Origin of the sequence: Cryobacterium sp. W22_MBD10_FK3 (genome assembly GCF_052113745.1) — a bacterium.
GTDB lineage: Bacteria > Actinomycetota > Actinomycetes > Actinomycetales > Microbacteriaceae > Cryobacterium.
In genome coordinates this window covers 151,287-176,622 of sequence record NZ_JBGQOH010000005.1, presented here as the reverse complement: position 1 = coordinate 176,622, position 25,336 = coordinate 151,287, and the positions used below count along the sequence as shown (strand labels likewise).

Genomic DNA, 25,336 nt, shown 5'->3' with positions numbered 1-25,336 from the left:
ATGTGTACTAGTCTCTACCGCTTTGCCCGGAGAGCCAAAAGTAGACCCGCCCACCCGGCCGTTCAGCGGCGGTCGAGGACCGTTTTGACGCCCCACCAGACGACGGTGCCCACCGTGGCGGCGGCGCCCAGGGCGATGCCGGCCAGGGCGAGGGGGTTGTCGTCGCCGAGCCTGTGCAGCCCGAGGGTGAAGCGCCGGGTGTTGATCTTGACCTGCTTGGGCACGTTGAGCTTGTACTCGATCGCGTCGAGCGTGCCGGCGAGCGCGGCTCGCGCCCGGTCGGCTTCGGCGCGCAGCTCGGCGGTGCTGTGGTGTTCCGGCGTGGTCTCCGGGGTCTTGTCAGTGCTCATACTGGCCAACTCCCTTGAATGCGTCGACGTCCTTCTGGATGCTCGCGGTCACGCCGTCGGGATCGTGGCGGGTGCCCTTCTTGACCCGGTTGAGCCCGATCAACGCCAGGATCACCGCGATCAGGAGCAGCGCGACGGCAACGATGAGCGCGGCCAGCCAGAGCGGCAGCACGAGGTCGAGCGCGATCACGGCCAGCGCGATGAAGACGATGACCGCGAAGAACGCGAACACCGCCGCTCCGATGAACAAGCCCAGGCCGATACCGACGTTCTTGGCCTTGCCGGAGATGTCGGCCTTGAAGGCGTCGATCTCGGCCTTGACCAGATCAGTGATCTGACCCGGAAGCTCGCTGAGGAGCGTGAACAGTGACTGCTTGCTCTTGGGGTTGTACCCGCTGTTGCTCACTGGCATCCTTCCTTGGACTGTCGTCGGCGAGATTACTGCGTTGCAGTGGTGTCGTCGGTGGACTTCGCGGACTCCGCAGCGGAGGTCGCCGAGGCCGCGGCGGCCTTGGCGGACTTCGTTGCCGAGGCGGCAGCCTTGGTAGCGGCGGTGGCTGAACCGGCGACGGTGCCGGACGTCTGGGCGCCCTTGGCCTTGTCGGTCTTGTTCGCCACGGCCGAGGCGACCTTCTTGCCCGCGTCGAACAGGGCGCCGGGAACGTCGCCGACGCGCTCGAGCGCGAAGTCCTTGACCTCGTTCACGCGCTTCTGCACGGGCGGCCGGTTCCACAGGTCTGAGGCGGCCGACGCGATCTGGTCGTAGCGCTTACGTCCGGCGCGTGCACCCAGCACGTAGCCGACGAGCCCACCCGTGATGAAAAGAAGCTTTCCCCGCATTGTGACTCCATTCCTTTGCGTTCATGTGTTGCCAGCGTAACCCCCCAGCCCGGGGAGGAACATGTGTGCCGGGCCCAAAACAGTCCTGATCAGAGGTCTAGCACTGCCCGTCTGCCACGGATACCCGCAGCGAGCGCGTCGGGGATCACGGAGGCCAGCCCGGTGCCGGCGAGCCAGCCGCCGGTGACGTCGAGCCCGGGCGTGTTGTCGACGACATCGCGCACCCGGCGGATGCGCTCGGGCGCGCCGATCGTGGCCGGCGACAGGCTGTCGCGCCACAGGGTGCGGGCGAACCCGGCCACGTGGGCTGCGGCGAGGTCCACGCCCAGGATCGCGGCCGCATCCCGCAGGGCCAGCGCCTGCAGCTCGTCATCGCTGAGGCCGAGGGTGGGCACCGGCGCCCCGGCGCGCCCGTAGGACAGCCGGATGACGTGCCGGCCGGGCGGGGTGAGGGCGTCGAGCCAGGCCCATTTGGCGGTGACGTGCGTGATGGCCTTGGCGGTGACACCTGGCGTGCCCTCGGCCACGAGCGCGCCGGTGCCGCGGGGGTGGGCATCGAGCGCCGGGGCGTCGAGCACCAGGGTCGCGAGTTCCACGGCGGCCGGCACCGGCCAGTCCAGGGCGGCGAGGGACGCGAACTCGGTGCCGAGCGGGGCGAGCAGTCCCAGGGCGGCGGCCGCGGGCACGGCAAGGATGATGTGCCGGGCTTCGAGGGTGCGCGGCTCGTCGGCCGGGGCCGTGCCTGCGGCGCCGTCGCGGTCGGCCGGGGCATCGGCATCCGGTGCCGGGGCGAGCTGCACGGCCCAGGTGCGGGTGGTCGTCTCGGTGCCGTCGTCAGCGGTCGCCCGCACGTCGACCGGGCTGAAGCCGGCCGCGGCGGTATTGGTGCGGATCTCGACGTCGTAGAGCCCGAGGTCGGTGACCAGGGCGTCGACCAGGCGGTGCATGCCGCCATTCAGCCCCCGCACGGCCGAGCCGGCCGGCGCGGCGATGCGCATCGCCGTGACGGCACCGGAGAGGGAACCCGCCGTGGTGAGGGCGCGGTTGAGCCCGGGAGCGACGACGTCGACCTCGAGGTCGTCGGCCGCGGTGGCGTAAACGCCGCCGGCGACCGGGTTGACCAGGCGTTCGAGCACCTTGGGGCCCATCCGCTTGCCCACGAGAGCGCCGAGGCTGTTCTCGCGGCCGATCTTGAGCACCGGGATCAGTCTGTCGGCGTAGGCGCGCAGGGCACCGGACCAGCCGATGGCGCGGCGGACGTCTTCGGCCAATGGCGACCCGGGGATGCCGAGCACGCCGGCCTTGGGCAGCGGCACCGACATGGGTGCCCCACCGGGGCGGTGCGGCGGCAGGTGCAGCCAGGCTCCGGCCGGATCGGGGGCCACGATCTCCTCGGTGAGGCCGAGGTTGGCGATGAACGCCGCCACGGTGTTGCCGCGCACAGCGAAGCTCTCAGCGCCCGCGTCGAGCGGAAGCCCCGCGACCTCATGACCGGCGACGGCTCCGCCGACCGTGGCGGCGGCCTCCAGCACGACAACGCTGAGCCCGAGGTGGGCGCACTCGCGGGCGGCCACCAAACCGGCGACACCTCCGCCGATGACCAGGACGTCCTTCATGACCTTGCTTTCCGCCGGCGGTGGCGCCGGCACTCGGGAGCGGCTCTAGGAAGCGGTGGAGGCGGTCGCGGTGGTTTCGTGCACGAACTCCACCAGCCGGGTGAGCACGTCGGGGTTCGTCTCCGGCGGCACGCCGTGGCCGAGGTTGAGCACGTGCGACGGCGCCGTGCGGCCGCGCTCGAGCACGTCGAGAACGTGCGCCTCGAGCACCGGCCAGGGCGCGTTCAGCAGGGCGGGGTCGATGTTGCCCTGCACGGGCACCACCCCGCCGAGCCGTCGGCTGGCCTCGTCGAGCGGCACCCTGTAGTCCACGCCGACGACGTCGGCGCCGATGCCGTGCATGGCCTTGAGCAGTTCGCCGGTACCCACGCCGAAGTGCACGACGGGCACATTGCGGCGGATGGTTTCAGGGTCGGCGGCCTCGTCGCCGACGGTCTCGGCATAGGTGAGGTCGCGCACGTGGGCGATCGCGGCCGTGGAGGCGGGGGCGACGAAGCGGGTGTAGTCGTCGAGCGACAGGGCGCCGGCCCAGGAGTCGAACAGCTGCGCGGCGCTGGCGCCGGCCAGCACCTGGGCGCGGAGGAACCGGCCGGTGACGTCGGCGGTCCAGGCCATCAGGGCCGCCCAGGCGTCAGGGTCGGAGTGCATGAGGGTGCGGGCGTGGATGTGGTCCTTGGACGGGCCGCCCTCGACGATGTAGGCGGCCAGGGTGAACGGCGCCCCGGCGAAGCCGATCAGCGGGGTCGAGCCCAGCGCGGCGACGGTGAGCGCCACGGCCTCGCTGATGGGGGCGAGTGCGGTGTCGAGCACGGCGGGGTCGAGCGCGATGAGGCGGTCCACATCCGCTCGGCTGCGCACGGCCTGGGCGAGCACCGGGCCCTTGCCCGCCACGATCTCCACGTCGACGCCCACGAGCTTGAGCGGCACGACGATGTCGCTGAACAGGATGCCGGCGTCGACACCGTGCCGGCGGATCGGCTGCAGGGTGATCTCGCTGGCCATGCCCGGGTCCAGGCAGGCGTCGAGCATCCGCGTGCCCACCCGCAGTTCGCGGTATTCGGGCAGCGAACGGCCGGCCTGGCGCATGAACCACACCGGGGTCACGGCGGGGCGGGTGCCCTGGTAGGCCCGCACCAGGCGGGAGTCCGAGGTGAGGCCGGCAGAAAGTGGGTGCGTCGTCTCGAGGTTCATCACGCTCGATTGTCCTCTACATCGGCTGAGAGATGCGATTCGAGGTGTTGTTCGACACAACGTAGAATCAAGCGGTGTTGATTTGTCTGTCCGCGAACCACAAGAACTCGAGTTTCGACGTGCTCGAAAAGCTGTCTGTGGGCGCGGACGCTGCGGCGGGCGGGATGCTCACGGGCCACGATGCCCTCAGTGGGGCCGTTGTCGTGGCCACCTGCAACCGTTTCGAGGCCTACCTCGACCTCGACGAGCCGTTCGGGGTCTCCCCTCTTCCCGCGGTTTATGCCGCGATCGATGCCGTGAGCGCGAGCACCGGTGTGAGCGCCGACCTGCTGCGCGACACCCTCGACCTCGTGCACGGCAACGGCGTGGCCGAGCACCTCTTCGCCGTGACCAGCGGGCTCGAATCCGTCGTGGTCGGCGAGGGCGAGATCGCCGGCCAGGTGCGCCGCTCCCTCGAGGAGGCCCGCGCCGCCGGCACCACCAGCCCCGAGCTGGAGCGCCTGTTCCAGCGGGCCTCGCAGACCTCCCGCGGTGTGAAGAACCGCACGGGGATCGGCGCCGCCGGCCGCTCGCTGGTGCGCCTCGCCCTCGAACTGGCCGAGAGCCGGGTCACCGACTGGGCGCACACCAGGGTGCTGCTCGTGGGCACCGGCCGGTACGCCGGCGCCTCGCTGGCGGCCCTGCGCGACCTCGGCGTCACCGACGTGCGGGTGTACTCGCCGTCCGGCCGCGCCGCCAAGTTCGCCGCCGCGCACGACATCGGGGCCGTGGCGACGGATGCCGAGGCCCTGGCTGCCGAGACCGCCCTGGCCGACCTCATTCTCACCTGCACCACCGTGGAGCACCACGTGATCGATGCGGGCATCCTCACCGCCGGCCGCGCGCTCGTGGCCGCGCAGCACGCCGCCGAGGTGCCTGCCCTGGTTGCCGGTTCGGATGCCGGGCGCTCCTGCCCGGTCGGCGCCGAACCCGACGCCGCCCGCCAGCTGGTCATCGACCTCGGCCTGCCGCGGAACGTCGACCCTGACGTGAGCGACGTGCCCGGCGTGGAGCTGCTCGACCTCGAGACCATCCGCATCCACGCGCCCCTGGAACAGCTGAACGCCACCAGCGAGGCCCGCAAGCTGGTGGGTCGCGCGGCCAAGAAGTTCTCCGCGGTGGCCGAGGAGCAGAGCCTGGCGCCGGCCGTCGTGGCGCTGCGCTCCCACATCTTCGACATCCTCGACGGTGAGATCGAACGCGCCCGCAAGCGCGGCGACACCAGCGAGCAGACCGAATCGGCGCTGCGGCACCTCGCCGGCGTGCTGCTGCACACCCCCATGGTGCGCTCCCGCGAGCTGGCCCGCGCCGGCGACCAGGAGGCGTTCCTCGGCGGCCTCGACGCCCTGTTCGGCATCGAGGTGGCCCTGCCCGATTCGGCGGTCCCACCCGTCGAGCTGCCGGGGTCGACCGACGTCGCCGACGCCGCCTCCTGACGTGCGTCCGACGGGGGCTCCGCACGGTGCTGAGCCGAGCGTGGTTCTGAGCGGAGCGTGGGTCTGAGATGAAGGCCGTCTGGTTCGATCAATTCGGCGTGCTGCCGGTCGTGCGTGACGTGGCCGACCCCGAACCCAGCGCCGCCGGCGTGGTGGTGCGGGTGGAGGCCACCGGACTCTGCCGCAGCGACTGGCACGGCTGGCTCGGGCACGACCCTGACATCGCCCTGCCGCACGTTCCCGGCCACGAACTCGTCGGCGTGATCGACGCCGTCGGGCCGCTGGTGACGAGGTTCGCGGTGGGCCAGCGGGTCACCGTGCCGTTCGTCTGCGCCTGCGGCGACTGCCCCGAGTGCGCCGGCGGCAACGCCCAGGTGTGCCGCAACCAGACCCAGCCCGGCTTCACGCACTGGGGCTCCTACGCCGAACGGGTGGCGCTGCACAACGCCGACGTCAACCTGATCGCGGTGCCGGACGACCTCGACGCGGGCGCCGCCGCCCTGCTCGGCTGCCGGTTCGCCACCTCGTACCGCGGCCTGGTGCACCAGGCGAAGCTCGCGGCCGGCGAAACCCTCGTGGTGATCGGCTGTGGCGGCGTCGGCCTCTCCGCCGTGATGATCGGTGCGGCGCTCGGCGCCCGGGTGATCGCCGTGGACATCAGCGTGGACGCCCTCGCCTCCGCCGCCCGGGCCGGGGCCACCTTCACGGTCAACTCCAGCGGCATGACCGACCCCGAGGTGGTGGAGCGGGTTCGCCTGCTCTCCGACGGGGGTGCCCAGGTGTCGGTGGAGGCGCTCGGCCGGGAGAGCACGGTGGCCATCGCCATCCGCTCGCTGGCCACCCGCGGCCGGCACGTGCAGATCGGCCTGCTCGCCGAAGACCCGGTGCTGCCGCTCGGCGTGGTGATCGGCCGTGAACTGACCGTGCTCGGCAGCCACGGCATGCCCGCAAGCGACTACCCCGAGCTGCTGGCGCTCGTGGCCAGCGGCCGGTTGCGCCCGCAAGACCTGATCAGCCAGCGTATCGGCCTGGCGGATGCCCCTGCGGCCCTGGCCGCGATGTCGGCGCCCCTGCCCGCCGCGGGCGTCACCCTGATCGCCCTGACGCTGCCCTAGCGCGCCGGGCGGCGGCATCCGAAGGGCGTGGCGGCCGGCATCCGGAGGGCGTGGCGGCCGGCATCCGGAGCTGTGCGGGCAAGGCGCCGGTACGCGGGTGGTGCGCCAGGCCCACCGCGGCATCCGAAGGGCGTGGCGGCCGGCATCCGGAGCTATGCGGGCACGGCGCCGGTAGGCGGGTGGCGCGCCACCCGCAGAACGGCGTCTGCCCCGCATTCCGCGATGTGCGGGGCAGGCGCCGATGTGCGGGGCAGGCGCCGTGGTGCGGCGGGCCTTGCCGAGCCAGAGCGGGGCGGGCGGATGCCGCGGGGCTGATTACAGCTCCGGGGCGGGCGGATGCCGCGGGGCTGGTTACGCCCCGCGCAGGCGCACGGCCAGGTAGGCGTCGAGCTCGGCCAGGGGCACGCGCTCCTGCGCCATGGTGTCGCGGTCGCGCACGGTCACGGCCTGGTCCTCGAGCGAGTCGAAGTCCACCGTGATGCAGTACGGGGTGCCGATCTCGTCCTGGCGGCGGTAGCGGCGGCCGATGGCGCCGGCGTCGTCGAAGTCCACGTTCCACGATTCGCGCAGGCGCGCGGCCAGCGAACGGGCCATGGGTGAGAGGGCTTCGTTCCGCGACAGCGGCAGCACGGCGGCCTTGATCGGGGCCAGGCGCGGGTCGAGCTTGAGCACGGTGCGCTTGTCGACGCCGCCCTTCGCGTTGGGCACTTCTTCCTCGTGGTAGGCATCCACCAGGAACGCCATCAGCGAGCGGGTGAGGCCGGCCGCGGGCTCGATCACGTACGGGACCCAGCGCTCGTTCTTGGTCTGGTCGAAGTAGGAGAGGTCCTTGCCGGACGCCTCGGAGTGGGTCTTGAGGTCGAAGTCGGTGCGGTTGGCCACACCCTCGAGCTCGCCGAACTCGCTGCCGGAGAAGCCGAAGCGGTACTCGATGTCGACGGTGCGCTTGGAGTAGTGCGACAGCTTCTCGGCGGGGTGCTCGAACAGGCGCAGGTTCTCGATGTTGATGCCGAGGCCGGTGTACCAGCTCATCCGCTGGTCGATCCAGTACTGGTGCCATTCCTCGTCGCTGCCGGGCTCGACGAAGAACTCCATCTCCATCTGCTCGAACTCGCGGGTGCGGAAGATGAAGTTTCCGGGGGTGATCTCGTTGCGGAAGCTCTTGCCGATCTGGCCGATGCCGAACGGGGGCTTCATGCGCGCGGCCTGCAGCACGTTGGCGAAGTTCACGAAGATGCCCTGCGCGGTCTCGGGGCGCAGGTAGTGCATGCCGGCCTCGTCGTCGATGGGGCCGAGGAAGGTCTTGAGCAGGCCCGAGAACGCGCGCGGTTCGGTCCAGGTGTGCCGGTTGCCGCAGTTGGGGCAGGCGATGCCGTCGAGGCCGCCTTCGGGCGGGCGGCCCTTCTTCTCTTCGAACTCTTCGATGAGGTGGTCTTCGCGAAAACGCTTGTGGCAGCTGGTGCATTCCACCAGCGGGTCGGAGAAGACCTCGACGTGGCCGGAGGCCTCCCAGACCTTGCGCGGCAGGATGACGGAGGAGTCCAGGCCAACGACGTCGTCGCGGCTGGTGACCATGAAGCGCCACCACTGCTTCTTGATGTTCTCCTTCAGCTCCACACCGAGGGGGCCGTAGTCCCAGGCGGACTTGCTGCCGCCGTAGATCTCACCGGCCTGGAAGACGAAGCCGCGGTGGCGGGCGAGGGCGATGACGGAATCAAGACGGGAAAGTGCGGCCACGGTGGCTCCAATGGTCCAAAAGGATGGTCAAAACACCGGGCGGGGGCCCGGGTACGGATTTGTCCATTTTAGCGAGACGGCCACGACCCCCGGTTACGGGCGTTGCCGGTCGCCGCCGGCGCCACTACATTCGGATGCGTTGCGCTCACGCTCCGCTCGCACCGCTGCTCCATCGACAGATCGACAGGCTCCGGGGGGAGGACCACCGTGCGAGCGCACCCCGACCAGACCGCGCCGGCGCCCTTCACCAACGCGGTGCTCGACCGGCGCACCGTGCTCGCCTCGCTGGGTCTCTCGCTCGCGCTGGCCGGCTGCGCGGCGCTGGCGCCGGATGCGCCGCCGGTGGCGACCGGGGCCGTCGTGCCGGCCCCCACCCCCACCGCGCTCCCCCGGCCGCTGCCCGGTGCGATTCCTCCGCCGGTTGCGGTGCCGCTGCCCACGCCCGCCCTCGTGCGGGTGGGAGTGCCGTCCGGCACCCTGTCCGGCCTGCCCGGGGAGGGCTCGCTGCTGGCCTGGACCGTCGACGACGGCTCGAGCAGCGACGTGGTGGCCAGGTACGCGCAGTTCGCCGCCGACACGGGCATCCGGCTCACCTTCTTCGTCACCGGCTGTTACGACGCGTGGACCGACAACGCCGAAGCGCTCCGCCCACTCGTCGCCAGCGGCCAGATCCAGCTGGGCAACCACACGTGGTCGCACCCCGACCTCAGCACCCTGGCCGACGCCGAGGTCACCACCGAACTCAGCCGCAACCACGACTTCATCACCGACACCTTCGGGGTCGACGCCCGGCCGTTTTTCCGGCCGCCGTACGGGGTGCACGACGACAGGGTGGATGCGCTGGCCGCCGACCTCGGCTACACGGTCCCGACCACCTGGTACGGCTCGCTGTCCGACTCCGGCCTCATCACCGACCAGCAGGTCGTCGACTTCGCGACCACCTGGTTCCTGCCGCAGCACATCGTGATCGGGCACCTCAACTTCGATCCGGTCACCCGCGTCTTTCCGCAGCTGCTCGGGCTGCTGCACGAGCGCGCCCTCACCGCCGTCACCCTCAACGACGTGTTCACCAGCGCGGCGCATCCGTGAGGTTCGCACCCGACGACACGTCTTCGGGGGGACCAATGGCACCATTGCCGCCCGCGGCGGATGTTACCGTTGCGGTTACCCGGCAATTTGCTGTGAGTTTCACCGTGTATCTCAAAGAGGAGTACTGATGGGCGCTACGTCCAGCATTCCGCAAGGCGCAACCGAAGAACCAGACCTGACCCAAGACCCGGCCCTCCCGCCCGTGGCCCTTGACCCCACCATCCACGACGCCGAAGAGGCCCACTGGACCCCGCTGAAGATCGCCATCTGGGGGGCCATCGCGCTGCTCGGCGGGCTCAGCTGGGTGATGCTGGCCGTGGTGCGCGGCGAGACCGTGAACGCCATCTGGTTCGTCTTCGCCGCGATCTGCACGTACCTGATCGGGTACCGGTTCTATTCCAACTACATCCAGAAGCACCTGCTGCGCCCGGATGACCGCCGGGCGACCCCCGCCGAGTACAAGGCCGACGGCAAGGACTATGCCGCCACCGACCGCCGGGTGCTCTTCGGCCACCACTTCGCCGCCATCGCCGGCGCCGGCCCCCTGGTGGGCCCCGTGCTCGCCGCCCAGATGGGTTACCTGCCCGGCACGATCTGGATCATCGTGGGCGTCGTCTTCGCCGGCGCCGTGCAGGACTACCTGGTGCTGTTCTTCTCGATGCGCCGCGGCGGCCGGTCGCTGGGCCAGATGGCCCGCGACGAGCTCGGCCGGGTCGGCGGCACCGCCGCCCTCATCGCCACGCTCACGATCATGGTCATCATCGTCGCCATCCTCGCCCTCGTCGTGGTCAACGCACTGGCCGAAAGCGCCTGGGGCGTCTTCTCGGTCGGCATGACCATCCCGATCGCCCTGTTCATGGGCTGCTACCTTCGCTTCTTCCGCCCGGGCAAGGTCACCGAGATCTCCATCATCGGCTTCGTGCTGCTCATCGCCGCGATCGTGGGCGGTGGCGCCATCGCCGGCACCGAGTGGGGTGCGGCGATGTTCCACATCGACAAACTGCCCCTGGCCATCGGCATCATCGTCTACGGCTTCGTCGCCGCGATCCTGCCGGTCTGGCTGTTGCTGGCCCCGCGCGACTACCTCTCCACCTTCATGAAGATCGGCACCATCGGCATGCTCGCGCTGGCGATCATCATCGTGCGCCCCGAGATCTTCGTTCCGGCGGTGAGCGAATTCGCCACCAGCGGCACCGGACCTGTCGTGAGCGGCCAGCTGTTCCCGTTCCTCTTCGTCACCATCGCCTGCGGCGCCCTGTCCGGCTTCCACGCCCTGATCGCCTCCGGCACCACGCCCAAGCTGATCGAGAAGGAACGCCAGACCCGGTTCATCGGCTACGGCGGCATGCTGATGGAATCGTTCGTGGCGATCATGGCCCTCGTGGCCGCGCTGTCGATCGACCGTGGCATCTACTTCGCCATGAACTCCTCGCCCGCCCTCACCGGCGGCACGGTGGAGGGCGCGGTCACCTTCGTCAACAGCCTGGGCCTGACCGGCGTGAACCTCACCCCGGAGATGCTCACCCAGACGGCCAAGGACGTCGGCGAAGCATCCATCGTCTCCCGCACCGGCGGCGCCCCGACCCTGTCGGTGGGCCTCGCGCACATCATGCAGCAGGTCGCCGGCGGCAGCGGCATGATGGCGTTCTGGTACCACTTCGCCATCATGTTCGAGGCCCTGTTCATCCTCACCGCAGTGGATGCCGGCACCCGCGTGGCCCGGTTCATGCTGCAGGACAGCCTGGGCAACTTCTTCCCGAAGTTCAAGGACACCTCGTGGCGCACCGGCGCCTGGTTGACCACCGGCATCATGGTGGCGGCCTGGGGCGCGGTGCTCGTGATGGGCGTCACCGACCCGCTCGGCGGCATCAACACGCTGTTCCCGCTGTTCGGCATCGCCAACCAGCTGCTCGCCGCGATCGCCCTGGCGGTATGCATGGCCATCGTGGCCAAGCGCGGCATGTTCAAGTACCTCTGGATCGTCGCGGTACCGCTGGCCTTCGCGGCCGTGGTCACCATCACGGCCTCGATCCTGAAGATCTTCTCGAGTGTGCCGTCGGTGGGCTACTTCGCCCAGAACGCGGCGTTCTCCAAGGCGCTTGCCGCCGGGGAGACGAGCTTCGGTACGGCCACCTCGGTCGAAGCGATGGAGGCCGTGGTGCGCAACACCATGGTGCAGGGCATCCTGTCGATCATCTTCGTGACCCTCGCGGTCATCGTGATCTTCACCGCCCTGCAGGCCACTTGGCACGCCTGGCGCACCCACGCGAACGCGACCAACGAAGACCTGGCCGTGCCGTCGCGCATCTTCGCTCCGTCCGGCCTGATGGCCACGCGGGCCGAGAAGGCCACCCAGGCCGAGTGGGATGCCCGCCCGAGCACCGGCAAGCGCAAGGCGCGCGAGCACTGATGGCGATCACGTTCGGGGGGCGCTGATGAGCGTGGCCGCCGCGGTGCGCACCGCGGCGGCCGGGCTCGCCTGGTACGTGAAGGGCCTCATGGGTGAGGATGCCTACGAGAAGTACCAGGCGCACCACGAGTCCGTGCACGGCACGGATGCGGCGGTGCCGGCCATGACCGAACGGGAGTTCTGGCGCGACCAGACCGACCGGCAGGACACCAACCCGCAGGGCCGGTGCTGCTGACCCACCCGACGCGCACCACCTACGGCCCGCCCGGGCATCGATCCGGGCGGGTCGTAGCATTGGAGGCGATGACTGACACAACCACGCCCCGACCGAGCAAGCCCGCCCTGAACAAGGACACCCGGCTCTGCATCTCGCTGGCCGCGCGACCGAGCAACTTCGGCACCCGGTTCCACAACTACCTCTACGAGCAGTTCGGGCTCGACTTCGTCTACAAGGCGTTCACCACCACCGACCTGGCCGGCGCCATCGCCGGGGTGCGGGCGCTCGGCATCCGCGGCTGCTCGGTGTCGATGCCGTTCAAGGAGGATGTCATCGCCCTCGTCGACGAACTCGACGCCTCGGCCACGGCCATCCAGTCGGTGAACACCATCGTGAACGACGACGGCTACCTGCGCGCGTACAACACCGACTACATCGCCGCGGCCGACCTGCTGAAAAGCAACGCCCTCGACCCGGCCACCCCGTTCCTGCTGCGCGGTTCCGGCGGCATGGCCAAGGCCGTCGGAGCGGCCCTCCGCGACTCCGGCTTCGCCGCCGGCACCATCGTGGCCCGCAACGAGACCCGCGGCCGCGCCCTGGCCGACGAGCTGGGCTACTCCTGGCTGGCCGAGCCGGGCACCGCGACCGCGCCGTTACTGGTGAACGTCACGCCGATCGGCATGGCCGGCGGCGCGCAGGCCACCGAGTCGGCCTTCACGACCGCGGCCATCGCGGCCGCCGACACTGTCTTCGACGTCGTGGCGCTGCCCGCCGAGACGCCGCTGATCCTCGCGGCGCGTGCCGCCGGCAAGACCGTGATCACCGGCGCCGAGGTGATCGCCCTGCAGGCCGCCGAACAGTTCGAGCGCTACACCGGCGTGCGGCCAACGGCCGCTCAGGTGCAGGCCGCATCGGCCTTCGCCCGCGCATGAGCGACCCGGAGGCCGCGCCCGTCATCGCGCACCCCGACATCCTGGTCGCCGCCGTCGCGCTCATCCGCGACCGCCGGGTGCTCATGGTCACCGCCCGCGGGCGAGACGTCTGGTTCATGCCCGGCGGCAAGATCGATCCAGGTGAGAGCGAGACGGATGCCGCCGCCAGGGAAGCCTGGGAGGAGGTGGCGGTGCGTCTGGACCCCGCCGCGCTCCGCCCCCTGTTCACTGTGCACATTCAGGCACACGGTGAACCAGACGGCCGGCTCGTGCGGATGAGCGTGTTCGGCGCGGAGACCCCCGCCGAGCCCTCGGCAAGCGCCGAGGTGAGCGCCGTGCACTGGGCCAGCACGGCCGACCAGCAGCGGTGCCCGCCGGCCGGCGTCGAGGTGTTGCGCCGACTGCACGCCGCCGACCTGATCGACTGAGTCTCCGGCTGCTGTCGGCACCCGCCTCGAAGGCCGCCGGGGCAGAGCCGGTACGGTGGTGAGGCCGAAACCATCGCGCAGCCCCAGAGCTGCCTTCGGCTTTTCCACGCGTGTGAAGGAGATCTATGTCGGTGCTCGACAAGCAGCTGGTTCCAATTTTCGAGGAAGTCCTCGACCGGAACCCTGGCGAAGGCGAGTTCCACCAGGCCGTGCGGGAGGTGCTCGAGAGCCTCGGCCCGGTGGTGACGAAGCATCCGCAGTACGCAGACGCGGCCATCATCCGCCGTCTCTGCGAGCCTGAGCGCCAGATCATCTTCCGGGTGCCCTGGGTCACCGACTCCGGCAAGATCGAGGTGAATCGCGGGTTCCGGGTGGAATTCAACTCCGCTCTCGGCCCGTACAAGGGCGGTCTCCGCTTCCACCCGAGCGTCAACCTCGGGATCGTGAAGTTTCTGGGCTTCGAGCAGATCTTCAAGAACTCCCTCACCGGGCTGCCCATCGGCGGCGGCAAGGGCGGCTCCGACTTCGACCCCAAGGGCCGGTCCCAGGCCGAGGTGATGCGCTTCTGCCAGTCGTTCATGACCGAGCTGTACCGGCACCTGGGCGAGTACACGGATGTGCCGGCCGGGGACATCGGTGTGGGCGGGCGTGAGATCGGCTACATGTTCGGCCAGTACAAGCGGATCACCAACCGCTACGAGTCCGGCACCATGACCGGCAAGGGCCTGAGCTGGGGCGGATCGCAGGTGCGCACGGAGGCGACCGGCTACGGCACGGTCTTCTTCGTCGACGAAATGCTGAAAACCGCGGGCGAGGGCTTCGACGGCAAGAGGGTGGTCGTGTCCGGCTCCGGAAACGTCGCGATCTACGCCATCGAGAAGGTGCACCGGCTCGGCGGTACCGTGGTCGCCTGTTCGGACTCCGGCGGCTACGTCGTGGACCCGGCCGGCATCGACCTGGCCCTCCTCAAAGAGGTGAAGGGTGTGCGACGGGAGCGCATCTCCGAGTACGCGACCCTGCGCGGGGACGGGGTCAGCCATGTGGCCGACGGCTCGATCTGGGACGTGCCGTGCGACATCGCCCTGCCGTGCGCGACCCAGAACGAACTCGACGCCGTGGGCGCCGAGGCCCTGATCCGCAACGGCTGCCAGATCGTGGCGGAAGGCGCGAACATGCCGACCACCCCGAACGCTGTTCGGTTGCTGTCCGAGGCCGGCGTGCGTTTTGCGCCCGCGAAGGCGGTCAACGCGGGTGGGGTGGCAACCAGCGCGCTGGAGATGCAGCAGAACGCGTCCCGCGACTCCTGGACCTTCGAGCACACCGAGGACCGACTTGCCGTGATCATGCAGGGCATCCACGACCGGTGCCTGGAGACCGCTGACGAATACGGCACCCCTGGAAGCTACGTGGCCGGGGCGAACATCGCCGGGTTCACCCGGGTCGCCGACGCGATGCTCGCACTGGGCGTCATCTAGGGCAGCGCAGTCGGCCGGCGCGCCCCTCGGGTGCGCCGGCCGCCGCTCTGGCGTACCCTGCCTGCATGACCGACCACGTGCCGCTTCCCTGGGACCACATCCGGCTCTGGGAGATCGGGCAGCTGCAGAACGACACCGGGCTCGGCCTGGAGCACTGGCTGGCCCGCATCCGCGATCTCGCCCCGCCCACCGAGGCCGCCCTGCGCGAGTGGCTCGGCAGTGAGGGGGTCAACGGGTACCCGCGGGCGCTGCTCGTGCACGAGACCTTCGGCTACCCGGACTCCACGGTGCGGGCCGCCGACGAACTGATCGACGCGCAGTATGCCGACCGGCCCGCGCTGCGGGCGATCCTCGACGCCGTGCTGCTCTACGCCGGCGACCTCGACGAGGTGAGCATCCAGACCCGCACCAGCCATGTGGCCCTGACCGGGCCGACCCGCACCTTCGCGGTGGTGCAGCCGACCACCCGGCACCGGGTGGACCTGGGCCTGCGCATCAGGATGCCCGAGGAGGCACCCAGCACCCGGCTGCGGCCGGCCAGCGCGCTCGGCGCCGACTTCCCCGCCCGGATCCCGCTCACCGCCGCCAGCCAGGTCGACTCCGAGGTGGCGGCCTGGCTCAAGCACGCTTACGACGCCACCCTCTGACACCGAGCCGCGGCCAGGGCGAGACGTCGCGCCAGCGACGGAAAAACCCCCCGGTTCGTCACGGCAAAACCCCAAGTCCCAGCTTCTCTCAGGGTCATTGTGTTCGGGCCCGGACCCGGCGAGGATCGATTGACCGGTCGCGTCCGCCCGTGTCCACCCGACTGACGAGACCAAGAGGATCCCCGTGTATTTCCACGACGAACAGCCCCTGACCGCCCGCAGCGACGACGGCCAGGCGCGGAGTCGCGCGTGAAGATGCCAGCGGCCCGCGGCCCGGTGAGTTCAGCGCTGTGCACTCTGCTCACCAACCGCGATCCCGCCGCCGAACCTGGCCTGGTCACGGGCTTGCAGGCCAGCGTCCAGACGGCCCTGCACGACGCCGACGACATCCTGCACGACGAGGATCTGCAGGCGGCCCTGTTCACCGCCTACGAGTTGCGGTACAGCGGCCTGGCCGGCGTCGACGATTCCCTGGAGTGGGACCCGGCCGTGCTGGATCTCTGCGCGGCCATCGAGCTCTGCTTCGAGCAGGCTCTGCGCGACCGGGTGCCGATGCCGCCGCTGCCCGCGCCCGGCATCGACACCGTCGCCGCCGCGCTGTTCGAGCTGACCGGGTCGGACTCCGGACCCAGCGTCTCCCGATATCTGGCGAAAAAGGCCACCGATGCCCAGGCCCGCGAGTTCCTCATCCACCGCTCGGTCTACCAGCTGAAGGAGGCCGACCCGCACAGCTGGGCGATCCCCCGCCTCCGGGGCCGGGCCAAGGCCGCCCTGGTCGAGATTCAGGCCGACGAATACGGCGGCGGCCGGCTCGCGAAGATGCACTCCGAGCTGTTCGCCCGCACCATGCGAGGACTCGGCCTCGACGCCAGCAACGGCCACTACGTCGACGTGGTGCCGGCGATAGTGCTGGCCTCGAGCAACCTGATGACGATGTTCGGCACCCACCGGCGCCTGCGCGGAGCCATCGCGGGGCACCTCGCCGCGTTCGAGATGACCTCGTCGCTGCCCAACCGGCAATACGGCAACGGGTTCAGGCGGCTCGGCTACGACCAGGCGGTCACTCACTACTTCGACGAACATGTCGAGGCCGACGCCGTGCACGAGCAGATCGCCGCACGCGACCTTGCCGGCGGTCTCACTGAAGACGAACCCGAGCTGGTGGAAGATGTCGTGTTCGGCGCTGCCGCCTGCCTGTTCGTCGACGGCCTCGCCGGAACCGCCCTCTTGTCGGCCTGGACGGCGGGAGAATCGGCCCTGCGCAGCGACGCGCCCGAGCCGGTCGGGCTGCGCTCGTGAGCGCGGGCAGGATCCCTGCGGATTCCGGCGACCCCGTGAGCATCACCGCGTGCCCGAACGGCCCGCTGCTGGTGCGCGGCGCGTTCGAGATCCTCACCCCCGCCGGCGAGGTTGTGCCCAGCCGACGTAAGACCGTGGCCCTGTGCCGCTGCGGCGTGTCGACGCTGAAGCCGTTCTGCGACGGCAGCCACAAGGCCATCGGCTTCACCACCGAACCGGAGTCACCCGCCCCGCCGCCGGCGGTCTGAGCGCGCGGGCAGCTGCGCAGCCGGAGCGGCGGTCACGGCTCGCTCCAGAGGAGGTACCCCAGCGCCCCGCCGTTCGCCAGCCGCAGGGCCGGGATCGGCCCCCGCCCGGCCGCCAAGGCGGCGACGAGGCTGCCCGTGTGGGCGTCGCCGGCCCCGTTCGTCGAGACGACGGATGCCGGCACCGCGCTGACGTGGAACGGCGGGTGGCCAGGGGCGGCGAGGATGCAGCCCTCGGCGCCGATGCGCACCACCGCGTGCGCCGTCGCGCGGGGCGGCGCATCCGCCCCCGCGCCAGCGGCGGCCAGGCGCTCGGCGAGCTCGGCGGCCGCCAGGCGCGGATCGGCCCTGCCGGTGAGCAGCGTCGCCTCCCGGTGGTTGCAGGTCCACCAGTCGGCCCGGGCGAACAGGGCGGCGAGGTCGACGGGATCCAGTTCGTGGCCGAGCGGTCCAGGGTCGACGACGAGAGTGGCCGCCGGCGGCAACCCGGCGAGCGCGGCACGAATCGCCGAGCGGGTGACCGGGTGCAACAGCCCGTAGCCGGACACGAGCACCGCATCGGTGGGCCGCAGCGGAACCTGGCCCAGCATCGCCGGTTCGAGCAGCCCTTCTGCGCCCGGCAGGGTCACGAAGGTGCGTTCGCCCGAGGGATCGACGAGTACCAGGCAGAGCCCGGTGTCCACCGCGGGAACCGGGGCCAGAACCGTCTGGATGCCGGCCGCCGCGAGGGCCGCCCTGGCCAGGTCGCCGAAGGGCCCGGTGCCGGTGCTGCCGGCGTGCACCGTGACCAGCCCGGCCCGTCGCGCGGCCGCCATGGCGGTGTAGCCGCCGCCGGCCAGCATCGCGCCGCCGGAACCGAAGACGTCGCCGCCGCGCTCGGGCAGCGCGGGCACCCGGGTGACCACGTCGACCAGCACGGTGCCAAAGCTCACCAGCCGCTCGATCGGGCGGACCTCGGGCGTGCTCACCGGCTGCTCTCCCGCCGCTCGACCCGCCGGTCGGCGGCCGGCCCCGGCCCCGCCGGCCGCCGCAGCGCCAGCAGGCCGGCCGCGATCGGTTCGATCCCGAGGTCGTTCACCCGGCGTACGGTTTCGATCGCCTGCGCGGGAAACCCGGCCGTGCCGTGCGCGGCCCCGCCGACGGCTCCGGCCATCGCGGCGATGGTGTCGCTGTCGCCGCCGAGGGAGGCCGCTGCCAGGCAAGCCTGCCACGGGTCGTCCGCACAGAGGGCGAGCACCGCGAAGGCGGCGGGCACCGACTCCTGGCTGGCCAGGCTGGTGCCCACCAGCCGGTAGACCAGCTCGAGAGACTCCGCCGGCCGGCCGGCATCCATCAGCCCGACCGCCCACCGGATGCGCGGGGCCACCTGCCCGGCCGCGACCCAGTGGCCCCTGGCGGCGCCGAGGCCGGCGGCCTCGACGGCCAGCTCGGTTGCCTCTGCCACCGTCGCACCGTCGAGCGCCGCGCTCACCGCGGCGGCGACGGCGGCGGCCCCGGCAATGGCGACCCCGGTGTTGTGGCTGACCAGGGCGGTCTCGGCCACCCTGTCGACGAGGGCGGCCAGGTCGTCGGCGGGCATCAGGATGCCCACACCGGCCACCCGCATCGCCGCGCCGTTGGTCGCCCCGTACCGGCCGGACTCGGCGGCGGGCGCCCCCGCCTGCAGCCGGGCCAGGGCGGCGCGGGTGGAGGGCCCGAGCAGGTCCAGCGACCCGCTCGCCCGCATCCGGGCCTCCCAGGCCAGCAGTTCCCCGGCGAACTCGGTCGCGTCCACGTGGCCGGCGCCCGCCACGAGCATGCGGGCCAGCAGAAGCGCCTGATCGGTGTCGTCGGTCACCGACCCGGCCGGCCGGCCGGCGGCGAGCGGATGGTCGGCGGCCCCGGGTTCGAACCCCACCACCCCGCGCCGCCCGAACCGGTGCAGCACCTCCGGGCGGGACATCATCTGGCTGGGCATGCCGAGGGCATCGCCGATGGCGAGCCCGGTGAGGGCGCCGACCGCCCGGTCGGGGCTGCCGGCCGGCGGGTGTTCCGGCGGGGTGCCGGCCGGAGTCACCTGGCGAGCCCGCGTTCGGCGAGGATGTCCTCGATGGTCACGATCTCGATCAGGGGTGCGTAGAGCGCCATCGTGTCCAGCGCGCGCTGGTGGTCGGTGTCGCTGAGGCCGGCGCAGGCATCCGCCACCACCCGCACCCGCACCCCGTCGTCGGCCGCGGCGAGGGCGGTGGACAGCACACAGCAGTCGGTGGAGACCCCGGCGAGCACGATGTCGCGGGTGTCGCCGAGGGCGGCCCTGGTGTCGGCATCCCACTTGCCGAAGGTGGGCCGGCTGATCAGCACGGCGTCGCCGGCCGGCACCGCGGGCACCAGGTCGTAGAGGTCGGCGTTGGCGGGGTCGAGGGCGAAGGGCCACTGCCGGTAGTAGGGCACCCAGGCGCCGTCGGGCTGCTCGGGTGCCACGAACCGGGTGAGCGCGGTGCGGCCGGGGAAGAGCTGGCGCAGGCGCACGGCACCCGCCTCGGCCCGGGCGAAGCCAGGGGTGAACCAGGCGCTCTGCGGCTCACCGAAGATGCGCTGCAGGTCGACCAGGACCAGCCAGGAGCCGGTGGTCATGCCCGCTCCGCCGCATCCTGCGCGTCGGTCAGGTGGTCACCGCCGGCCAGCGGCAGCGCCTCCTGACGGCGCACCGTGCCGCGGCCGAAGAGCACAGTGCCCCCGAAACCTATCACCAGGGCCACCAGCACGCCGAGGTTCGCGTACGCCCAGTCGCCCTCGCGGCCGCCCAGGCCGAGCGGTTCGAGCAGGTAGCCCTGCCAGGCCAACCAGCCCGCCATGCCGTTGGTGACCATGCCCCAGCCGATCACCGAGCCGAGCGCGATGAGCACGATCGCGAGCACCCGCACGTTGCCGTAGCGGCCGGCGGGATCGAAGAGGTCCTTGGCCGCGTAGCCGGTGCGGCGCATCAGCACGTCGGCCATGAAGATGCCGCACCAGGCGGCCACGGGCACGCCCAGGGTGATCAGGAAGCCCTGGAACGGGCCGAGGAAGTCGGCGGCGAAGAAGACCACGTAGATGGAGCCGAGCACCATAAGCACCCCGTCGATGCCGGCAGCCACGAACCTGGGCACCCGCAGGCCGGTGCTGAGCAGGGCCAGGCCCGACGAGTAGATGTCGAGCACCGCACCGCCGACCAGGCCGAGCACCGCGGTCAGGGCGAACGGGATGAGGAACCAGACCGGCAGGATGGTGGTGAGCGCGCCGATCGGATCGAGCGCGATCGCCGCGCCGAGTTCCGGGGAGGAGCCGGCCAGCAGCAGGCCGAACAGCAGCAGGATGATCGGGGCCAGCGAGGCGCCGAAGGTGGTCCAGCCGACCACGCCGGCGCTGGACGCCGTGCGGGGCAGGTAGCGGGAGTAGTCCGCGGCCGCGTTCACCCAGCCCAGGCCGAAGCCCGTCATCATGAAGACCAGCCCGCCGATCACCTGGGGTGCCCCGCCGCTCGGGATCGCGGCGAGGGTGGCGCCGTCGATCTGGCCGAAGGTGAGCACGATGTAGACCACCGTGAGCACGCCGGTGACGATGGTGATCCACATCTGCAGCTTCATGATGAAGTCGAAGCCGATGATGCCGCCGGCCACGATCAGGGCGGCCACCACGATGAGCGCGACTACCTTGGTGGCGTCGCCGCCTTCCCACCCGAGTTCCCGCAGGACCGTGGCGGTGGCCAGCACGGCCAGCGACGCGAGCACGGTCTCCCAGCCCACCGTGAGCAACCAGGAGATGGCTGACGGAACACGGTTGCCGTTGACGCCGAAGGCGGCCCGGCTCAGGGTCATGGTGGGGGCGTGCCCCCGCTTGCCGGCCAGGGCGACGAACCCGCAGAACAGGAACGACACCACGATGCCGACCAGGCCCACGAGGGTGGCCTGCCAGAACGAGATGCCGAAGTCGAGCAGGAAGGACCCGTAGGCCACCCCGAGCACCGAAACGTTGGCGGCGAACCACGGCCAGAACAGATCGCGTGGATGCCCCTTGTGCTCGCTCTGGTCGATCGAGTTGATGCCATTGAGTTCCACGCTCAGCGTGTTCCGCTCGTCCATGCGACGAGACTACCCGCGACCCGCGACCCGGGCGCAAGAAAAAATGCCCGGTCTGGAGCCCGGGTCTCGTCGCCCAGGCTGCGTGGGCTCAGTGCACGTATTCGAGCAGGTCGAGGCCGACCGACCGCATGCCGTCGAGAACCGACAGGCGCGACGAGAGGTTGTGGTCGTCGAAGAAGATCGAGACGGCGTATGCGGCCCCGGCGCGCGGGCCGCGCAGCACTCCCACTTCGCTTCGCACTCCGTTGTCGGTGCCGGTCTTGTTCACCAGCAGCACCCCGTGCGACGGTTCGCGGTGCGCGTGCGGCGAGAAGCCGAACGCGCTGGCCACCATGGAAAGGTCGGAGTTCAGCGACAGCCAGCCGAGCACCCGTTCGCTGCCTTCGTCGTCGAGGATCTCGCCGCGGGCCAGCGCCGTGAACAGCCAGGTGAGCTCGCGGGCGCTGCCGACCGAGAGGTTGGGGGCGTCGTCGGGTCCGCGCGAATCGCGCACCAGGTCGAGCAGGCCGGTGCCACTCAAGCCGAGTTCCTCGGTGCGCCGACGTACGGCGTCCAGGCCCACGGCGCGCAGCAGCACGTTCGTGGCCAGGTTGTCGTTGGTGGCGCCAACCAGCGCCGCGAGGTCGGCGACGGGCAGCGACGGGGCCTGCAGGTGCTGCCAGAGACCGGAGCCGTCCACCGAGTCCTTCACGGTGCGGTCGAGGATCGTGTACGCGCCGAAATCGGCGTCCCGCAGCCTCGAGGCCACCTCGATGAGCAGCAGTACGGTTCCGATGCCGGCAGTGGGCATCACGACGTGGTCGTCGACGGAGAAGAGCACCCGCCCTGTGGCCAGATCGGTCGCTCTGGCCGACACCTGGGCGCCGCCCATCGCGAGCTCGCCGAGCGACTGGAAGCCGCGCTCGAAGCTGGACGGCACCGCGGATTCCCGGTGCCTGCCGCCGCGCTCCACAGCGTGCCTGGAGCGTCGTTCTGATTCCTGTGCTGGCGCGACCACTGCTGCGTTGTCCTCTAATTCATCGGTGCTGTTGAGCCCCCGCGAACACCCTAACCCACCGGCTGCCGGGCCGGCCGGGGGCGCTACCAGATCGTGACGCGCTTCTCAGGGTCAAGCCACGCCGCATCCGTTTCGGTGACCCCGAACGCCGTGTAGTACTCGTCGATGTTGCGCACGATCTGGTTGCAGCGGAACTCGTTCGGCGAGTGCGGGTCGATGGCGAGTAGGCGGATGGCCTCCTCGTCGCGCAGCTTCATCTGCCAGGCCTGCGCCCAGGAGAGGAAGAACCGCTCGGCGCCGGTGAGCCCGTCGATGACGGCTGGTTCGGCGCCGTCGAGCGAGAGCAGGTACGCCTTCCAGGCGATCGACAGACCGCCGAGGTCGCCGATGTTCTCGCCGATGGTGAGGGCGCCGTTCACGTGGTGGCCGGGGACCTGGGCGGGCGTGAGAGCGTCGTACTGCTCGATGAGCGACGCCGTGCGCTGTTCGAACGCGGCCCGGTCGGCCTCGGTCCACCAGTCGGTGAGCCGGCCGTCGCCGTCGTACTTGGAGCCTTGGTCGTCGAAACCGTGGCCGATCTCGTGGCCGATGACGGCACCGATGGCACCGTAGTTCGCGGCGGCGTCCCGCTGCACGTCGAAGAACGGCACCTGCAGGATGGCGGCGGGGAAGACGATCTCGTTGAAGCCCGGGTTGTAATAGGCGTTGATCGTCTGCGGGGTCATGAACCACTCGTCGCGGTCGAGCGGGTTGCCGATCTTGCCGAGCTCGCGGTGGAACTCGAACTCGCCCGTGGCGCGCACGTTCTTGATCAGGTCGCCGGGCTCGATGGCCAGACTGGAGTAGTCGCGCCACTTCACCGGGAAGCCGATCTTGGGGGTGAACTTGTCCAGCTTCTCGAGGGCCCTGGCCCTGGTCTCCTCGGTCATCCAGTCCAGGCCGGTGATGCTGGCGCGGTAGGCCTCGACCAGGTAGCCGACCAGTACGTCCATGCTGGTCTTGGCGTCGGGCGAGAAGTGCCGGTCAACGTAGATGCGGCCGACGGCCTCGCCGAGCGAGCCCTCCACGAGCGAGACGCCGCGCTTCCAGCGGGCACGCATCTGCGGGGTGCCGGTGAGGGTGCGGCCGTAGAAGTCGAAGTTGGCCTCGACGAAGTCGCTCGACAGGTACGACGCGCTCGAGCGGATGACCTGCCAGCGCAGCCAGTCCCGCCAGGCGTCGAGCCTGTCTTCGGTGAGCATCTCGGCCAGGCCCACCACGAAGCTCGGCTGGCGCACGACGACCTCGGCGAAGGCCACGGCCGGGGCGTCCAGGCCCTCCAGCCAGAGGTCGAGGTCGGCGCCCGCGGCGAGCGCGGAGAGCTGATCCCAGGTCTTGAGGTTGTAGGTCTTCTCGCTGTCGCGGGTGCGCACGTTGTCCCAGTGGTGGCTGGCGAGCTCGGTTTCCAGGGCGAAGACGCGTGCGGCGCGACCGGGGGCGTCGTCGATGCCGGCGAGGGTGAGCATCCGTTCGACGAAGGCGAGGTAGGCCGTGCGAACGTCGGCGAATTTCTCGTCGCGGTAGTACGACTCGTCCGGCAGGCCGAGGCCGGCCTGCTCGACGAAGACCAGGTAGCGCTCGGGGTTGCCTGGGTCGTTGTCGACGTAGAGCTGGAAGGTACCCGCGACGCCGGCCCGCTCGAGGCGGCCGAGGGTGGCGAGGAACACCGGCACGCTGCTGATGCCGTCCACGGTGGCCAGGTCGGCCGCGAGCGGAGTGGCGCCGAGCTGCTCGATGCGTTCCTCGTCCATGAAGCTGGCGTAGAGGTCGCCGAACTTGCGTTCCTCAGTGCCCGCCGCGGCGGTCTGCGCCTCGAGGATGATGGCCTGCACTGCCTTCTCGGCCTCTTCGGCGAGCAGGTAGAACGAGCCCCAGCGCGCCTTGTCGTCGGGGATCTCGGTCCGGGCGATCCACTTGCCGTTCACGTGGCGGAAGAGGTCGTCCTGCGGGCGTACGCCCGGGTCGAGTTCGTCGGTGTCGATTCCGGATGCAGTCACCTGATCAGTCATCTATGCAGCCTAACCTCACCGTGCCCGGGTGCGGATGCGACGGGGCGGTGGGACTATGGGCCGTGGTGTTGGGTGCGCCGGGCGTGGGAGCATAAACAGAACGGCGCTCCAGACGGGTCGCTGGTGACCCTGACCCAGGAGACCCCCATGCGCGTCATCACCCTGCCCGAGTTCGGCTCCGCCCTCGAACTGAGCGAGATCGACACCCCTCAGCCTGCCGCCGGTGAGGTGCGGGTGCGCGTGCACGCCGCATCCGTCAACGGGTTCGACCTGGCCGTGGCCGCCGGCTACCTCAACGGCCTGATGGAACACCGCTTCCCGGTGGTGCTGGGCAAGGACTTCGCCGGGATCGTGGATGCCGTCGGAGCCGACGTCACCGCTTACGTGGTGGGCGACCGGGTCTTCGGTGTCGTCACCAAGGCCCACCTGGGCGACGGCTCGTTCGGCGAGTTCGTGGTGGTACCCACCGCGACGGGTCTGGCGAAGCTGCCCGAGCAGGTCGACTTCGCGCGCGGCGCCGCCCTCGGACTGGCCGGCACGGCAGCGCAGGCCGCCGTGGATGCCGCCCAGCTCACCCCCGGCAGCACCGTGCTGGTCGTCGGCGCCACCGGCGGTGTCGGCAACCAGGCCCTGCAGCTCGCCGCCGCGGCCGGCGCCACCGTGATCGCCACCGCCCGCACCGCGCTCGGCATCGCCCAGGTGCGTCTGCTGGGCGCCAGCGAGGTCGTCGACCACACCCAGAACCTCAGCGAGGCCGTGCTCGCCGCCCACCCCGACGGCGTTGACGTGGTGCTGCACTTCGCCGGTGACGCGGCCACCGTGCTGCCGGCGCTGCGTGCCGGCGGCCGTCTGGTCTCCACCCTGATCGGCTCGCCCGACCAGCTCGCCAGCGGCACCGTGACCGTGGTGCCGATCCTCGCCGACCCCACCCCCGAGGTGCTGACCCGCCTGGCCGAGAGCCTCGCCGCCGGCCGCACCTCCGTGACCGTGCAGGGCAGCTACGCCCTCGCCGACGTGGCCGAGGCCTTCGACGACTTCGAGTCCGGCGCGCGCGGCAAGCTCGTCATCCTGCCGTAGAGCGTCTCGCCGGCGCCCGGACTGCCGGGCTGCCGGCGGGTCGACCCG

Annotated in this window: 24 protein-coding genes; 12 read left to right on the top strand and 12 right to left on the bottom strand. The window is 70.9% G+C overall.

All coding sequences use genetic code 11. The features are described from left to right. Positions 1 to 62: 62 nt before the first annotated feature. The 5 genes from ACEN2M_RS07885 to hemE all read right to left on the bottom strand — a co-directional run bounded on the left by ACEN2M_RS07885 (position 63) and on the right by hemE (position 3,997). On the bottom strand, positions 63 to 350 hold the full coding sequence (locus ACEN2M_RS07885) for a DUF3618 domain-containing protein (protein ID WP_441647559.1): 288 nt from the start codon (positions 348 to 350) through the stop codon (positions 63 to 65). Continuing rightward, positions 340 to 756, bottom strand: a complete 417-nt coding sequence (locus ACEN2M_RS07880) for a phage holin family protein (protein WP_441647558.1) — start codon at positions 754 to 756, stop codon at positions 340 to 342. The genes ACEN2M_RS07885 and ACEN2M_RS07880 overlap by 11 nt, the downstream gene beginning before the upstream one ends. Positions 757 to 788: 32 nt before the next feature. Next, entirely contained in the window at positions 789 to 1,190 is a 402-nt protein-coding gene (locus ACEN2M_RS07875) for a hypothetical protein (RefSeq protein WP_441647557.1), read from the bottom strand. An 89-nt stretch (positions 1,191 to 1,279) separates the two neighbouring features. Beyond that, on the bottom strand, positions 1,280 to 2,806 hold the full coding sequence (locus tag ACEN2M_RS07870) for a protoporphyrinogen/coproporphyrinogen oxidase (protein ID WP_441647556.1): 1,527 nt from the start codon (positions 2,804 to 2,806) through the stop codon (positions 1,280 to 1,282). 45 nt (positions 2,807 to 2,851) lie between these two features. Continuing rightward, on the bottom strand, positions 2,852 to 3,997 hold the full coding sequence (gene hemE, locus ACEN2M_RS07865) for a uroporphyrinogen decarboxylase (protein WP_441647586.1): 1,146 nt from the start codon (positions 3,995 to 3,997) through the stop codon (positions 2,852 to 2,854). 74 nt (positions 3,998 to 4,071) lie between these two features. Here hemE and ACEN2M_RS07860 point away from each other — a divergent pair, with 74 nt between their 5' ends. Both ACEN2M_RS07860 and ACEN2M_RS07855 read left to right on the top strand, forming a co-directional pair. Further along, complete coding sequence (locus ACEN2M_RS07860) at positions 4,072 to 5,472, top strand: glutamyl-tRNA reductase (protein WP_441647555.1); 1,401 nt, start codon at positions 4,072 to 4,074, stop codon at positions 5,470 to 5,472. A gap of 68 nt (positions 5,473 to 5,540) precedes the next feature. Then, the gene (locus ACEN2M_RS07855) at positions 5,541 to 6,587 is read left to right on the top strand and encodes an alcohol dehydrogenase catalytic domain-containing protein (protein ID WP_441647554.1); all 1,047 of its coding nucleotides are present in this window, start codon (positions 5,541 to 5,543) and stop codon (positions 6,585 to 6,587) included. Positions 6,588 to 6,938: 351 nt separating this feature from the next. On the opposite strand, the gene ACEN2M_RS07850 is transcribed toward ACEN2M_RS07855, so the two are convergent. Further along, a complete protein-coding gene (locus tag ACEN2M_RS07850; RefSeq protein ID WP_441647553.1) occupies positions 6,939 to 8,324 on the bottom strand; it encodes a glycine--tRNA ligase in 1,386 nt (461 codons plus the stop codon). A gap of 207 nt (positions 8,325 to 8,531) precedes the next feature. On the opposite strand from ACEN2M_RS07850, the gene ACEN2M_RS07845 reads away from it, so the two are divergent. The 9 genes from ACEN2M_RS07845 (at position 8,532) to ACEN2M_RS07805 (ending at position 17,069) form a co-directional block, all read left to right on the top strand. Next, positions 8,532 to 9,413, top strand: a complete 882-nt coding sequence (locus ACEN2M_RS07845; protein ID WP_441647552.1) for a polysaccharide deacetylase family protein — start codon at positions 8,532 to 8,534, stop codon at positions 9,411 to 9,413. A 127-nt stretch (positions 9,414 to 9,540) separates the two neighbouring features. Next, complete coding sequence (locus tag ACEN2M_RS07840; RefSeq protein WP_441647551.1) at positions 9,541 to 11,823, top strand: carbon starvation CstA family protein; 2,283 nt, start codon at positions 9,541 to 9,543, stop codon at positions 11,821 to 11,823. Positions 11,824 to 11,848: 25 nt separating this feature from the next. Further along, positions 11,849 to 12,058, top strand: a complete 210-nt coding sequence (locus ACEN2M_RS07835; protein ID WP_441647550.1) for a YbdD/YjiX family protein — start codon at positions 11,849 to 11,851, stop codon at positions 12,056 to 12,058. A 68-nt stretch (positions 12,059 to 12,126) separates the two neighbouring features. Continuing rightward, positions 12,127 to 12,972 carry a shikimate 5-dehydrogenase gene (locus ACEN2M_RS07830; RefSeq protein ID WP_441647549.1) on the top strand — a complete coding sequence of 282 codons (846 nt, stop codon included), beginning with the start codon at positions 12,127 to 12,129 and terminating at the stop codon, positions 12,970 to 12,972. Continuing rightward, positions 12,969 to 13,400, top strand: a complete 432-nt coding sequence (locus ACEN2M_RS07825; RefSeq protein WP_441647548.1) for an NUDIX hydrolase — start codon at positions 12,969 to 12,971, stop codon at positions 13,398 to 13,400. The genes ACEN2M_RS07830 and ACEN2M_RS07825 overlap by 4 nt, the downstream gene beginning before the upstream one ends. 125 nt (positions 13,401 to 13,525) lie before the next feature. Then, the gene (gene gdhA, locus ACEN2M_RS07820) at positions 13,526 to 14,875 is read left to right on the top strand and encodes an NADP-specific glutamate dehydrogenase (protein WP_441647547.1); all 1,350 of its coding nucleotides are present in this window, start codon (positions 13,526 to 13,528) and stop codon (positions 14,873 to 14,875) included. Between the two features lie 65 nt (positions 14,876 to 14,940). After that, the gene (locus ACEN2M_RS07815; protein WP_441647546.1) at positions 14,941 to 15,522 is read left to right on the top strand and encodes a DUF5655 domain-containing protein; all 582 of its coding nucleotides are present in this window, start codon (positions 14,941 to 14,943) and stop codon (positions 15,520 to 15,522) included. A gap of 249 nt (positions 15,523 to 15,771) precedes the next feature. Beyond that, positions 15,772 to 16,821: an iron-containing redox enzyme family protein gene (locus tag ACEN2M_RS07810; RefSeq protein WP_441647545.1), complete on the top strand. Its 1,050-nt coding sequence runs from the start codon at positions 15,772 to 15,774 to the stop codon at positions 16,819 to 16,821. Between the two features lie 35 nt (positions 16,822 to 16,856). Next, positions 16,857 to 17,069, top strand: a complete 213-nt coding sequence (locus ACEN2M_RS07805) for a CDGSH iron-sulfur domain-containing protein (protein WP_441647544.1) — start codon at positions 16,857 to 16,859, stop codon at positions 17,067 to 17,069. Between the two features lie 32 nt (positions 17,070 to 17,101). Here ACEN2M_RS07805 and ACEN2M_RS07800 read toward each other — a convergent pair whose 3' ends face one another. The 6 genes from ACEN2M_RS07800 to ACEN2M_RS07775 all read right to left on the bottom strand — a co-directional run bounded on the left by ACEN2M_RS07800 (position 17,102) and on the right by ACEN2M_RS07775 (position 24,211). Continuing rightward, the gene (locus ACEN2M_RS07800) at positions 17,102 to 18,034 is read right to left on the bottom strand and encodes a PfkB family carbohydrate kinase (protein WP_441647543.1); all 933 of its coding nucleotides are present in this window, start codon (positions 18,032 to 18,034) and stop codon (positions 17,102 to 17,104) included. Beyond that, a complete protein-coding gene (locus ACEN2M_RS07795) occupies positions 18,031 to 19,122 on the bottom strand; it encodes an ADP-ribosylglycohydrolase family protein (RefSeq protein ID WP_441647542.1) in 1,092 nt (363 codons plus the stop codon). Before ACEN2M_RS07795 ends, ACEN2M_RS07800 begins: the two co-directional genes overlap by 4 nt. Next, complete coding sequence (locus ACEN2M_RS07790; RefSeq protein WP_441647541.1) at positions 19,119 to 19,679, bottom strand: cysteine hydrolase family protein; 561 nt, start codon at positions 19,677 to 19,679, stop codon at positions 19,119 to 19,121. The genes ACEN2M_RS07795 and ACEN2M_RS07790 overlap by 4 nt, the downstream gene beginning before the upstream one ends. After that, complete coding sequence (locus tag ACEN2M_RS07785; protein ID WP_441647540.1) at positions 19,676 to 21,166, bottom strand: purine-cytosine permease family protein; 1,491 nt, start codon at positions 21,164 to 21,166, stop codon at positions 19,676 to 19,678. The genes ACEN2M_RS07790 and ACEN2M_RS07785 overlap by 4 nt, the downstream gene beginning before the upstream one ends. Positions 21,167 to 21,254: 88 nt before the next feature. Continuing rightward, positions 21,255 to 22,163, bottom strand: a complete 909-nt coding sequence (locus ACEN2M_RS07780) for a serine hydrolase (protein ID WP_441647539.1) — start codon at positions 22,161 to 22,163, stop codon at positions 21,255 to 21,257. A gap of 83 nt (positions 22,164 to 22,246) precedes the next feature. Beyond that, positions 22,247 to 24,211, bottom strand: coding sequence for a M13 family metallopeptidase (locus ACEN2M_RS07775; protein ID WP_441647538.1), 1,965 nt, complete (start codon positions 24,209 to 24,211; stop codon positions 22,247 to 22,249). Between the two features lie 147 nt (positions 24,212 to 24,358). Here ACEN2M_RS07775 and ACEN2M_RS07770 point away from each other — a divergent pair, with 147 nt between their 5' ends. After that, positions 24,359 to 25,288 carry an NADP-dependent oxidoreductase gene (locus ACEN2M_RS07770; protein WP_441647537.1) on the top strand — a complete coding sequence of 310 codons (930 nt, stop codon included), beginning with the start codon at positions 24,359 to 24,361 and terminating at the stop codon, positions 25,286 to 25,288. Positions 25,289 to 25,336: the final 48 nt, after the last annotated feature.